Annotated in this window: 9 protein-coding genes, 1 pseudogene and 1 riboswitch; of the genes and pseudogenes, 6 read left to right on the forward strand and 4 right to left on the reverse strand. The window is 70.6% G+C overall.

Annotated features, from left to right (window positions below):
• The first annotated feature begins 247 nt into the window (after nt 1–247).
• Nucleotides 248–404, forward strand: a riboswitch (cyclic di-AMP (ydaO/yuaA leader).
• Between the two features lie 4 nt (nt 405–408).
• From G3I77_RS07520 to G3I77_RS07530, 3 genes are all read left to right on the forward strand, one after another.
• A complete protein-coding gene (locus G3I77_RS07520; protein WP_248501819.1) occupies nt 409–1353 on the forward strand; it encodes a LysM peptidoglycan-binding domain-containing M23 family metallopeptidase in 945 nt (314 codons plus the stop codon).
• A 169-nt stretch (nt 1354–1522) separates the two neighbouring features.
• On the forward strand, nt 1523–2239 hold the full coding sequence (locus G3I77_RS07525; protein ID WP_248501821.1) for a DUF6250 domain-containing protein: 717 nt from the start codon (nt 1523–1525) through the stop codon (nt 2237–2239).
• A gap of 145 nt (nt 2240–2384) precedes the next feature.
• Nucleotides 2385–3170 carry an SGNH/GDSL hydrolase family protein gene (locus G3I77_RS07530; protein WP_248502598.1) on the forward strand — a complete coding sequence of 262 codons (786 nt, stop codon included), beginning with the start codon at nt 2385–2387 and terminating at the stop codon, nt 3168–3170.
• Nucleotides 3171–3243: 73 nt separating this feature from the next.
• On the opposite strand, the gene G3I77_RS07535 is transcribed toward G3I77_RS07530, so the two are convergent.
• Together G3I77_RS07535 and G3I77_RS07540 are read right to left on the reverse strand one after the other, a co-directional pair.
• Nucleotides 3244–3855: a TetR/AcrR family transcriptional regulator gene (locus G3I77_RS07535; protein ID WP_308311363.1), complete on the reverse strand. Its 612-nt coding sequence runs from the start codon at nt 3853–3855 to the stop codon at nt 3244–3246.
• 97 nt (nt 3856–3952) lie between these two features.
• Nucleotides 3953–5131 carry a glutamate dehydrogenase gene (locus G3I77_RS07540; RefSeq protein WP_248501823.1) on the reverse strand — a complete coding sequence of 393 codons (1179 nt, stop codon included), beginning with the start codon at nt 5129–5131 and terminating at the stop codon, nt 3953–3955.
• A 128-nt stretch (nt 5132–5259) separates the two neighbouring features.
• Between G3I77_RS07540 and G3I77_RS07545 the strand changes: the two genes are divergently transcribed.
• On the forward strand, nt 5260–6495 hold the full coding sequence (locus tag G3I77_RS07545) for an MBL fold metallo-hydrolase (protein ID WP_248501824.1): 1236 nt from the start codon (nt 5260–5262) through the stop codon (nt 6493–6495).
• Between the two features lie 311 nt (nt 6496–6806).
• Here the strand turns inward: G3I77_RS07545 and G3I77_RS07550 are convergent, their stop codons facing one another.
• On the reverse strand, nt 6807–8309 hold the full coding sequence (locus G3I77_RS07550; RefSeq protein ID WP_248501825.1) for a SulP family inorganic anion transporter: 1503 nt from the start codon (nt 8307–8309) through the stop codon (nt 6807–6809).
• Between the two features lie 430 nt (nt 8310–8739).
• Between G3I77_RS07550 and G3I77_RS07555 the strand changes: the two genes are divergently transcribed.
• On the forward strand, nt 8740–9156 hold the full coding sequence (locus G3I77_RS07555; RefSeq protein ID WP_067033138.1) for a MerR family transcriptional regulator: 417 nt from the start codon (nt 8740–8742) through the stop codon (nt 9154–9156).
• 597 nt (nt 9157–9753) lie between these two features.
• Nucleotides 9754–11439, forward strand: coding sequence for a ribonuclease J (locus tag G3I77_RS07560; protein WP_248501826.1), 1686 nt, complete (start codon nt 9754–9756; stop codon nt 11437–11439).
• A gap of 138 nt (nt 11440–11577) precedes the next feature.
• Here the strand turns inward: G3I77_RS07560 and G3I77_RS41110 are convergent.
• Nucleotides 11578–12321: pseudogene (locus G3I77_RS41110) on the reverse strand (TetR family transcriptional regulator C-terminal domain-containing protein); the annotation flags it as partial.
• Nucleotides 12322–12500 lie beyond the last annotated feature (179 nt).

Genomic DNA, 12500 nt, shown 5'->3' on the forward strand with positions numbered 1-12500 from the left:
GGTCGGGGTGCGTGACCATCGTCATATTCGTGACGATGTGTTGTTGCCATGTTCACGTAATTCTGACGTTATTCAGGGCTATTGAGGAAAGTGGGAGATCCGTAATCCACGCTCGGTGACGTCACATGTGCCGACGCGTCAAGAAAAACACCGTCACGGGCAACCGCAAGCTTGTCCTATTGCGTCGTGGTCGCTTACGTTCCACACCAATCCGGACGGACGCCTAATCCTGCCGCCGCCCGGAGCCCCACACACTGACCCGACGTACGGCAGGAGCGGGGGACCCACAGGTAAGACGCCTGTTCCGGTTCCCGGAACGGCTTGGGGTTTAGCCGCGCCACGGCGCGGCCGGGCATCTCCAGCCCGCACCCGACAGCTCACCTCGCAGGCGACGGAGAGGAATTCGCCATGCCCGCGAAGGGTAAGCACCGCCGCCCCAAGACTCAGCGTTTCACCCGCTCCATCGCCGTCGCCGGAACCGGCGGGGCCGCCCTCGCCCTGCCGCTCATGGGGGCCGCCGGCGCCCACGCCGCCACCCCGCAGTCGGCTCCCGAAAAGGCCGTCCAGTCCGCTCCGGCCGCCGAGAAGAAGACCGCCGAAAAGGCCAACGGCGCCCGCGCGTACACCGTGCGGGCCGGCGACTATCTCGCGAAGATCGCCGACGACCAGAACGTCAGCGGCGGCTGGAAGAAGCTCTACGCGGACAACCGCGACGCCGTCGGCTCCGACCCGTCGCTGATCCACCCGGGCCTGAAGCTGTCGATCGGCAAGAAGGCGGCGAGCGCGCCGAAGCCCGCGGCCCCGTCCGCGCCGAAGTCCTCGGCCTCCAAGTCCTCGGCCTCCAAGTCCTCGGCCTCCAAGTCGTCCGCCGCCGAGTCGGCCCCGAAGGCGGAGGCCGCCGCGAAGCCGGCCGCCGCCAAGCCCGCCGCCGAGAGCAACGCCGGCGGCTACGCCCTCCCGGTGGACGGTGCCACCGTCGGCACGCCGTACCGCATGTCCGGCAGCATGTGGTCCAGCGGCTACCACACCGGTGTCGACTTCGTCGTCCCGACCGGCACCTCCCTCAAGGCCGTCGGCGCGGGCACCGTCGTCTCCGCCGGCTGGGGCGGCGCGTACGGCAACCAGGTCGTCATCAAGCTGAACGACGGCCACTACGCCCAGTACGCCCACCTGTCCCAGCTCTCCGTCTCGGCCGGCCAGACCGTGACCGCCGGGCAGCAGGTCGGCCTGTCGGGCGCGACCGGCAACGTGACCGGACCGCACCTGCACTTCGAGATCCGCACCACGCCGGACTACGGCTCGGACGTGGACCCGGTCGCCTTCCTGCGCTCGCACGGCGTCTCCGTCGGCTGACCGACCGCACGACCACCTGCCTGACACGCGGCCGAAGGCCGGACCCCGATCCCCGGGTCCGGCCTTCGGTGTGTCCGCGTCGATCGCCTCAAGGGATCGACAGGGGGCGGCAGTTGAGACACAGTGATCACGTCGTGAGTGCAAGCGCTTTCTGAAGGAGCTGTGTCCCGTGCCGACCACCCGCAGAACGTTCGCAGCCCTGGCAGCCGGAGCCGCTCTGGCGGCCGTCGCCCCGCCGGGGAGCGCGAGTGCCGCCCCCGGGCGCCGACGCCTCATCGCCCGCGACGACTTCTGTCACGGCCTCACCCAGTGGGTGACCGAACTCCAGGACGGCGGCACGGTCAGCGCCTCGCGCGGCGTCCTGGAGATCGACGTACCGAGCGGCGCGACCGTCTGGTTCACGCGGCGTCTCGACGGCCCGTACGTCCTCGAGTACACCGCCACGCCGGTGTCCGAGGGAGGGGTCAACGACCGCGTCTCCGACCTCAACAACTTCTGGAACGCGACCGACGTCCGCTCCCCGGACGACCTCTTCGCGACTGCGCGAGGCGGCGCCCTCGACGAGTACGACCACCTCACGGCGTACTACGCGGGCTACGGCGCCAACTACAACACCACGACCCGGCTGCGCCGCTACGTCGGCCGGCCCGGCGTCCGCCCCCTGGTCTTCGACTACACCGAGCCGCTGCTGGTCCCGGGTGAGCCGAACCGGGTCCGGATCGTCTCCGACGGCTCCACGGTCCAGTGGTGGAACAACGGGCGGCTCGTCTTCGGCTACACCGACCCGCAGCCGTACACGAGCGGGCACTTCGCCTTCCGGACCGTGTGGAGCCATTTCCGGATCAGTGCGTTCCGAGTCTGGCGACTGACCCCGAAACATTCCTGACGAGTGGTGTATTCCGGAGTTGGCCAACCCTTTGGGAGTGGCTTATCTCACCGTCCGTCAACCCTTTCCTACGGTCGCGTAGGTCACATTCGAAGGTGAATCATGACCTGCTGTGGCAGACGATTCGAAGAGTGACAGCAAAGCAGTGATCGGGTCGTACGTGGCGCTGGGGGACAGCTTCACCGAGGGCGTCGGTGATCCCGGCCCCGACGGCGCGTTCGTCGGCTGGGCCGACCGGTTCGCCGTCCTGCTCGCCGACCGCAGGCCAGAGGGCGACTTCCGGTACACCAATCTCGCCGTACGCGGAAAGCTCCTCGACCAGATCGTGGCGGACCAGGTTCCGCGGGCCGTCGAAATGGCCCCGGACCTCGTCTCGTTCTGCGCCGGGGGCAACGACATCATCCGGCCCGGCACCGACCCGGACGAGGTGGCCGAGCGCTTCGAGCGGGCCCTGGTCCAGCTCACCGCCGTGTCTGGCACCGTCATGGTGACGACCGGTTTCGACACCCGTGGCGTGCCCGTGCTCAAGCACCTGCGCGGCAAGATCGCCACCTACAACGGCCATGTCCGGGCCATCGCCGACCGGTACGGCTGCCCGGTGCTCGACCTGTGGTCCCTGCGCAGTGTGCAGGACCGCAGGGCCTGGGACGCCGACCGGCTGCACCTGTCGCCCGAGGGGCACACGCGCGTGGCGCTCCGCGCGGGCCAGGTCCTCGGCCTCGACGTGCCGGCCGACCCCGAGCAGGCGTGGCCTCCGCTGCCCCCGCGCGGGGCGCTCGACATGCGGCGGGACAACGTCGCCTGGGCGCGCGAGTTCCTCGTGCCGTGGATCGGGCGCCGGCTGCGCGGGGAGTCGTCGGGCGACCACGTGACGGCCAAGGGGGCGCTGTCGCCGGACGACATCAGGATGCGGATCGCACCGGTGGCGTGAGAGCGGCTCCTGCGGGTGCGGGCCGCGCCGGGTGGGACACCGGCGCCGCCCGCACCCGCAGGAGCGTGCCTGTCTAGGACGTCAGCCGCTCCTGCTCCAGGCCCAACTCGCGGGTCAGCGCCTCCTCCACCCACTCCTGGGCCCGTGCGCGAGGCACCGCCCCGGCGTAGGACGTCAGCTGGACGGCGAGACCGTCGAGGAGGGCGGTGAGACGCAGGGCCGTACCGGCCGGGTCCGGGCAGCGGAACTCGCCCGCGGCCACGCCCTCCGCGATGACCTCGGCGAGGGCCGCCTTCCACTGCCGGTCGAGATCCTGGGCGACCTCCCGCAGCGCGGGGTCGCGCAGCGCCACCGCCCAGCCCTCGATCCACAGCCGCCAGCCCTTGGCCTGCCCGGTCGGGGCGTACCACCGTACGGCCGACCGCAGCCGGCGCAGCGCCGGCGAACGGCGGCCCAGCACCTTGCGCAGATGTGCCAGGTCGCCCTCCGCCGCGTGCCGGAACGCGGCGGCGACCAGCTGCTCCTTCGTCGAGAAGTGGTAGAGGACCAGCGCGTTGCTCACGCCGAGCGCCGAGGCCACGTCGGCGATCCTGACCGCCGCCACACCCCTCGCCTCGATCTGCTCGATGGCGGCCCGCAGCAGATCCCCGCGCCGCTGAGCCACACTCAACCGGACTCTCGTCACGCCGTCACCCTACCCACGCACGTACCGCCCCTCGACGGGGCGTTTCGGCCTGTCCGGCCCGGCCCGCCACGGCCGTCGTCGAGGAGGCGGCGGGACCTCACCGGAACCAGCCGAACCGCTCCGCGATCACCGGCAGCCGGTCGGCCGCGATCGCGTGGGCGGCGGCCCGCGGTGTCGTCCCGTCGGCCTGCGCGCGGGCCAGCATCCGCTCCACCAGGGCCCGCATCGAGTGGCGGGTGTACGCGAACGCCTCCTCGGCGTCGGCTCCGATGTCCCCGAACAGCGTCCACCACCACCACGCGTTCGTCCCCGAGTTGACCACGACGTCCGGCAGCACGGTCACTCCGCGCGCGGCCAGCAGCGGCTCCGCCTCCGGCCGTACGGGCATGTTGGCCGCCTCCACCACCCAACGGGCGGTGATCCGCTCCTGGTTCCCGGCGTCGATCGCGTACGACACGGCGGCCGGCACCAGCACGTCCGCGTCGGCCGACAGCCAGGCCTCGCCCGGCAGTTCGCGGTCGCCGGGACGCAGCGCGGAGCGGTCCACCGTGCCGTGGGCGTCCCGCGCGGCGAGCAGCGCCTCGACGTCGAGGCCCGCCTGATTGACGATCGTGCCCTTGAGGTCGGCGACGGCCACGACCGTGAGCCCCGCGCGCGTGAGGAAGCGCGCGGTGGCCCCGCCCATGGTGCCCAGCCCCTGGAGGGCGACCCGCGTCCCGGTGTACGGCACACCGGCCCGGTCCAGGGCGGCCAGGGCCGCCTCGGCCACACCGCAGCCGCCGGCCAGCTCGTCCAGACCGATGCCGTCGACCTCGACCGCGAACGCGTCCCGGAGCCGCCGCCGGGCCTCGGCCTCGTCGTCCAGCAGCGGATACACGGCCTGGATCGAGGAGACCAGCCCCGCCTCGGCGGCGGCCCGGTCCACCAGGTCCTGGGTGAGCCCCAGGTCCTCGCCCGTCGTCCAGCAGCTCTCTATGTACGGCCGCATCGCGCGCAGGTAGCGCACCAGCAGCGGGTACGCCTCAGGATCCCGGGGATCGCAGTCGATGCCGCCCTTGGCGCCGCCGAGCGGGACGTAGCGGCTCGCGGGGTCGTAGTGCAGGGCTTCCTTCAGGCTCATGCCGCGGGCCAGGCCGGTGACCTCCTCCAGGGTGCAGCCCGCGCGCATCCGCAGACCGCCGCTGGCGACCCCGCGCACCAGCCGGTCGACGACCAGGAAGCCCTGCCGTCCCGTGAGGTGATCGGTCCAGGTCAGGGACAGCAGGGGGGTGGCCATACGGGCTCCTTCGCCGCCGGGATACTGAATCACGGGTCAGTATCGCCTCCGGTGGGGCCCCTGTGATCCGGTGTTGTCGGAGGGGCCGACCATAATGGAAAGCCTGACCGACTCCATCTGGAGGTACCGTGGCCGGTTTCCGTACCCTGAGCTCCGGGCTCCGCGCGCTGCAGCCCGGGGGGTTCGGCGCGGACCCGAGCGGTGAGCGCATGGCGCGCATCCGCAGATCGCCCCACTTCAGGGACGGGGTCTTCCAGAACCCCGGCGGCCCCGCGCGGATCCGCCCCTCGGGCTCGACCCTGGACTTCGCGAAGGTCTTCTTCGACAAGGACACCCGGCCCCGCCGCACCCCGAAGGGCACCGTTCCGGTGCACTCCACCACCCTCGCCGACATCGCCCGGCCCCCGGCCACCGGGCTGCGGCTGACGTGGATGGGGCACTCCAGCGTGCTCGCGGAGATCGACGGCCGGCGCGTCCTGTTCGACCCGGTGTGGGGCGAGCGCTGCTCCCCCTTCTCCTTCGCCGGGCCCAAGCGGCTGCACCCCGTGCCCCTGCCGCTGGCCGCGCTCGGCCCGGTCGACGTCGTGGTCATCTCGCACGACCACTACGACCACCTGGACATGCCCACCATCAAGGCGCTCGCCGGCACGGACACGCTGTTCGCCGTTCCTCTCGGCGTCGGCGCGCACCTGGAGCACTGGGGCGTGTCCGCCGACCGGCTGCGCGAGCTGGACTGGCACGAGACCACCAAGATCGGCGGCCTCACCCTGACGGCCACCCCGGCCCGGCACTTCTGCGGCCGCGGGCTGCGCAACACCCAGCACACCCTGTGGGCCTCCTGGGTCGTCGCCGGGGAGGAGCACCGGATCTACCACAGCGGCGACACCGGCTACTTCGACGGCTTCGAGGAGATCGGCGCCGAGCACGGGCCGTTCGACGCCACGATGATCCAGATCGGTGCGTACTCCGACTTCTGGCCCAAGAACCACACGGACCATACGCCGCTGCCCGGTGCCTGGCCAGACATTCACATGTCGCCTGCCCAGGGGGTGCAGGCCCATCTTGACCTGCAGGGAGGCAGTCCGGGCGGGGTGCTGCTGCCGATCCACTGGGGGACGTTCAACCTGGCGTTGCACGTGTGGGCGGAGCCGGGGGAGTGGACGAAGGACGCGGCCGAGGAGGCCGGCCAGGCGGTGGCGCTCCCGCGGCCGGGTGAGCCGTTCGAGCCGGCGGGGAAGCTGCCCTGTGACCCTTGGTGGCGTGGGGTGTCCCATCCGATCGCTCACCCGTGGCGTCGGCCCCGGCCGACGCAGGCTGCTGCCGAGGCCCCCAGGCACGATCTCGACCTTGCGGGTGATCGATGACAGCGAGCGAGGATGACCTCCGTCAGATCGTGCGCCTGCTGGCACGTCTTCCCGGCATGGAGCGAGACCGCCTGGTGCGTTCGCTGGACGGCGTGCCCCGCCGGGAGCGTGCGGCGGGTACCCAGCAGTCCAGGCCCTTGCCGACGCACAAGGGGCCGCTCCCCGTTGTCGTTCGAACACGCATCATGGATTGCTGAGCCGCGCCTGTGCACCGGGTTCCCGGAGACGTAGCGTTTTCCGGGCCCGGCCCACGCGTGGAAAGGCCGCCCCCCCCCGATACTTCCGTGGTCGGGGAAGGACGGCCGGGCCGGTCAGTGGCTGCCGGTCAGCTGGCCGGCGAGGCGCTCGTGCATGTCGGCGCTGGGCTTGTTCAGGCCGATGATGGTCACCTTCTTGCCCCGCTGGGCGTACTTCGTCTCGACGGCGTCCAGGGCGGCGACGGAGGAGGCGTCCCAGATGTGGGCGGCGGAGAGGTCGATGACCACGTCGTCCGGGTCGTCCGTGTAGTTGAACTGGTAGACGAGGTCGTTGGAGGAGGCGAAGAACAGTTCGCCGGTGACGGCGTAGACGACCTGGTTGCCGTCGGGGTCGACCACACCGGAGACGTTGACCAGGTGCGCGACGCGCTTGGCGAATACGACCATCGCGGTGATGCAGCCGACCACGACGCCGATGGCCAGGTTGTGGGTGGCGACCACGCACGCGACGGTGACGACCATGACGGTCATCTCGCCGAGCGGCATCCGCTTGACGGTCTTCGGGGCGATGGAGTGCCAGTCGAAGGTCGCGAACGACACCATGATCATGACGGCGACCAGGGCAGCCATGGGAATGTCGGAGACGACCGGGCCGAAGACGATGCACAGCACCATCAGGAAGGAGCCCGCCAGGAAGGTCGACAGGCGGGTGCGGGCGCCGGACACCTTCACGTTGATCATCGTCTGGCCGATCATGGCGCAGCCGCCCATGCCGCCGAAGAGGCCGGTGACGACGTTGGCGACGCCCTGACCGATGGACTCGCGGGTCTTGCCCGAGCGGGTGTCGGTGATGTCGTCGACCAGCTTGGCCGTCATCAGCGACTCCATCAGACCGACCAGCGCCATCGCGAAGGCGTACGGGGTGATGGTGGTCAGCGTGTCCATCGTGAACGGCACGTCGGGCAGGCCCGGCACGGGCAGTGAGGAGGGCAGTTCGCCCTTGTCGCCGACAGTCGGCACCGCGATCGCGGCCGCCACGGTGATCACGGTCAGGACGATGATGGAGACCAGCGGGGCCGGGATCACCTTGGTGACCTTCGGGAAGAGCACCATCAGGGCGAGACCGCCGATGACGAGCGGGTAGACCATCCACGGCACGTCGTGCAGCTCCGGCACCTGCGCCATGAAGATCAGGATGGCGAGGGCGTTGACGAAACCGACCATGACGCTGCGCGGCACGAACCTCATGAGCTTGGCCACACCCAGCGCGCCCAGGATCACCTGGAAGACGCCGGCGAGGATGACTGCCGCGATCAGATAGCCAAGGCCGTGCTCGCGGTTGAGCGGGGCGATGACCAGGGCGATCGCGCCGGTCGCGGCGGAGATCATGGCCTTGCGGCCGCCCACGACCGAGATGACGACGGCCATGGTGAAGGAGGCGAACAGGCCGACCGCCGGGTCGACCCCGGCGATGATGGAGAAGGAGATCGCCTCGGGGATGAGGGCCAGGGCGACGACCAGGCCGGCCAGCACCTCGGTGCGCAGGACCTTCGGGGAGTCGAGCCAGTCGGGCTTGGACGGGCGGAACTTCGGGGCTGCGGGCAGCAGTGAGGACATGCAACCGTTTCTGTCCAGGCGGATGCGTCAGCGGCTGGCGGACGCTTCCACGTCGTCTACGAAGTAATGCCGTAAGGCACACACGACTCCGCGCACGCATGAGGCGGAATCCTCGGCGGCCCGGCCACTTCAACGGGGCCCGGCCGATCTGCAAGGCAGCCGTCCGGCTGCCGGTCGGGCATCATGGCCCGGAAGTCTTCGGATGCCATCGGGGCCCGGTCAGGCCCACGCTATGGGTTCACTCCTGCCGTCACTCTCGGCGGCGGCCGTGAACACGTAGAGACTCTACCCTGACGTGAGGGCAGAGTGTGACTTGCGGCTTGTGAAGCATAGGTAAATGCCCGCCAAGATCCAGTGATTCATGTCACGTAAAGTGGGTTGCTTTAAGGATTCGAAAATCGAAGGAAACAATGAAGGGGATCATGGAGCGATGACGGATCAGCGGCAGATGCAGATCGGTGAGGTGGCCGAGCGGACCGGTTTGTCTCTGCGCACCATCCGGCACTACGAGGAAGTGGGCCTGGTGATCCCCTCGGCCCGCAGCAAGGGTGGCTTCCGGCTGTATACGGAGTCCGACGTCGAGCGCCTCATGGTGATCCGCCGGATGAAGCCGCTGGACTTCTCCCTGGAGGAGATGCGCGACCTGCTGGACATCACCGACCGCCTCGCCGCCACCGACGACCCGCCCGCCGGCGAGGAGCGTGAGCGCCTGCGGGAGCGGCTGGACTCCTACCGCAAGGTGGCCGACGCCCGCTGCGAGACCCTGCGTGCCCGCCTGGAGATGGCCGAAGACTTCGCCACCACACTCCGTCGCCGCCTGCAGGCCGACGCCCGCTCGGGCGCCTGAACCGCGCCGGCGGTCGCAGTACCAGACGAGGGGCACGGTCATGGCGGTCCGCGCCCCTCGATGCCATCCGGCCGCGTGTCGATCAGCCGTCTGCGGCGCCCGTCACCTCTTCGGTGACGCCGTGCAGCGGTGAGTCCGGATCACTGCCGTAGGGGCGAGTGATGGCCCCAGGCGTCGCATGAACAGCGCCACGGCTCGGCTCCTCCCTCCACCTCATGCGCCGACCTGAACCATCGCCAAGTCCTCCCGGACCTGGCGCACTCGGTGTAGCGGCGGTCGTCGGGCGGTGCGGCGAGGGCCGTCCGGACCTCCGGGCGGGCGTCGGAGGTGGCGATGAGCGGATCGTGCTTGCTCATCGCACCGTTCGCGAATGCCCGGTCAGGTTTCGGAGGATGGCCAAGGCGGGGCGCGCGGCGGGGAGGGTGCTGGCGAGGCGTACGGCGGCCAGGAGGCGCTCAGTCTCCGGCCCGTCCGTGGCGGCTCCGGTGTCGGGGGACGAGGTCGAGGACAGTGACCGAGGGCCCGGCGCCGCGCCGCGACTCGCCCCAGCAGGTAGGCGGCGGATCGTCCCGGAAGACGCTTCGGTAGCGTGAGGGTATGAGCCATCCGCACCCAGAACTCAAAGCCGCCCCGCCACTGCCCGAGGGAGGGCTGAGGGTCACCGCCCTGGGCGGCCTGGGCGAGATCGGCCGGAACATGACCGTGTTCGAGCATGCCGGCAAGCTGCTGATCGTCGACTGCGGCGTGCTGTTCCCCGAAGAGACCCAGCCCGGCGTGGACGTGATCCTGCCCGACTTCACCTCCATCCGGGACCGCCTCGACGACATCGTCGCCGTCGTCCTCACCCACGGCCACGAAGACCACATCGGCGGCGTGCCCTATCTGCTGCGGGAGCGGAGGGACATCCCCCTCGTCGGCTCCAAGCTCACCCTCGCCTTCATCGAGGCCAAGCTCAAGGAGCACGGCATCAGGCCCCGCACGGTGCGCGTGCGCGAGGGTGACCGGCGCGGCTTCGGTCCCTTCGACTGCGAGTTCGTGGCCGTCAACCACTCCATCCCGGACAGCCTCGCGGTGGCCCTGCGCACCGGCGCCGGGATGGTGCTGCACACCGGTGACTTCAAGATGGACCAGTTCCCGCTGGACGACCGGATCACCGATCTGCGTGCCTTCGCCCGCCTCGGTGAGGAGGGCGTGGACCTGTTCCTCACCGACTCCACCAACGCCGAGGTCCCCGGCTTCACCACCTCGGAGCGTGAGCTGAACCCGGCGATCGAGCAGGTGATGCGCACGGCGCCGCGGCGGGTGATCGTCTCCAGCTTCGCCAGCCACGTACACCGCATCCAGCAGGTCCTGGACGCCGCCCACCAGCACGGTCGCAAGGTGGCCTTCGTGGGCCGCTCCATGGTCCGCAACATGGGCATCGCCCGCGACCTGGGGTATCTGAAGGTCCCCTCCGGCCTGGTCGTGAGCACCAAGGAGCTGGAGAAGCTCCCCGACCACAAGATCACCCTGGTGTGCACCGGATCCCAGGGCGAACCGATGGCCGCCCTGTCCCGGATGGCCAACCGCGACCACCAGATCCGCATCGGCAAGGGCGACACCGTCCTGCTCGCCAGTTCCCTCATCCCCGGCAACGAGAACGCCATCTACCGGGTGATCAACGGCCTGACCCGGTGGGGCGCCCACGTCGTCCACAAGGGCAACGCGAAGGTGCACGTCTCCGGCCACGCCAGCGCCGGCGAACTCGTCTACTGCTACAACATCGTCCGGCCCCGCAACGTCATGCCCGTGCACGGCGAGTTCCGCCACCTGCGCGCCAACGCCGACCTCGCCATCCGCACCGGCGTCGACCCCGACCGGGTCGTCGTCGCCGAGGACGGTGTCGTCGTCGACCTCGTCGACGGCCGCGCCGCCATCACCGGCAAGGTGCCCGCGGGCAACGTCTACGTGGACGGCATGGAAGTCGGCGGCGCCACCGAGGCGTCCCTCAAGGACCGGGTCACCCTCGCCCAGGAGGGCGTCATCACGGTCGTGGCCATCGTCGACGCCGACACCGGCGCCCTCGCCGAGGCCCCCGACTTCCTCGCCCGCGGCTTCGTCCACGACGACACCACCTTCGAGCCGGTCATCCCCGTCATCGAGAAGACGCTGGCCACCGCCGCCGAGGAAGGCGTCGGCGACGCCCACCAGCTCGAACAGCTCATCGCCCGCGCCGTGGCCAACTGGGCCTTCCGCACCCACCGCCGCAGGCCACTGATCATCCCCGTGATCATCGACGCCTGACCGGGGGCCGCGCTCCGGCTCCCCGCCTTGTTCGGGACGGACAGACACCACCTCACCGACCACGGCACCCACACGCGAGCGGGCTGCGCCCATGCGACAGGGGGGCGACCGTACGAGACGGTCGTCGAAGAGCTGGTCGAGGTGGGCGCGCGGGATGGCCATGGCTGCTTCGGCGGGCCGTTGGCCGACGGGGGCACCGGTGCCCAGCCCGCGGCTGAAGGCCGGCAGTCGCGCCGCCTCCTCCGCCGGATCCCGCCCGCCGGCCGGCGGGCCGTCGCACTGAGCTTGGCTGAGCACGTCGGTCAGGTGTCGCTCCAGGCGATCAGGCCCGGCGACGAACGGCTCGGCGGCCGGATCCGCGTCGGTCATCGCCAGCACCGCGTAGGAGGTCCACACCAGGTGGAAGGCGCGGCTGGCTTCGTCGGTGGGCAGTGCCTCGGCCAGGAACGCCTCGATGAACGCCTGCGCGGTGCGCGCCGGTGTCGCCCTGCCCCGGCCCGGCCAGCCCTTCGAGCCCGCGGCCGAGAACGTCCCGTCCGAGCCGTGGTGGCGTGGGGTGGCGCTCGCCCGGCGGGTGGCCGCCAGGCCGCGGAGGCCCTCGCCGGAGCCGGCATCAAGACCGCGTCGGACGCGGCAGCCGTGGCCCAGACCGATACGGTGAGTGACGGTGATCGTGGGGCCGGCAGGGGGACCGTGGACCCCGAGACGCTCCCGGCGGGCTGACCCGGGGCGTACGGCAGACCAACGGCGAGGGCCGGGGAGCGAGAGTCTCCCCGGCCCTCGCCGTCTCGGTGTGACCGCTTCTGACCAGGTCGGATCGAATTCCTTTCGTTCGCGGTCGGATGGCGAGAGGTGTAATCGGTCTGTCGTGCGAGAGCTCATACCAGAGCGGGACGCTCACCGTATGAGTTTGTCAACTGCCCACCGCACATGATGCGCTGGCGACTACTGTCAGTGGCCGTCGGGAAACAGGGCGGATCAGGGAGCGGGGGCCGGCACGTGCAGGCGCAGGGCGGACGAGGGAGTCGACGCGACGGGGATCCCCGCTGCCCGCGAGCCAC

Origin of the sequence: Streptomyces sp. D2-8, assembly GCF_023184515.1 — a bacterium.
Taxonomy (GTDB): Bacteria; Actinomycetota; Actinomycetes; order Streptomycetales; family Streptomycetaceae; genus Streptomyces.

Coding starts and splice junctions, on each gene's coding strand:
- G3I77_RS07520 (WP_248501819.1), top strand. CDS start 409: ATGCCCGCGAAGGGTAAGCACCGCCGCCCCAAGACTCAGCGTTTCACC.
- G3I77_RS07540 (WP_248501823.1), bottom strand. CDS start 5,131: ATGGCCACCCCCCTGCTGTCCCTGACCTGGACCGATCACCTCACGGGA.
- G3I77_RS07560 (WP_248501826.1), top strand. CDS start 9,754: ATGAGCCATCCGCACCCAGAACTCAAAGCCGCCCCGCCACTGCCCGAG.
- G3I77_RS07555 (WP_067033138.1), top strand. CDS start 8,740: ATGACGGATCAGCGGCAGATGCAGATCGGTGAGGTGGCCGAGCGGACC.
- G3I77_RS07550 (WP_248501825.1), bottom strand. CDS start 8,309: ATGTCCTCACTGCTGCCCGCAGCCCCGAAGTTCCGCCCGTCCAAGCCC.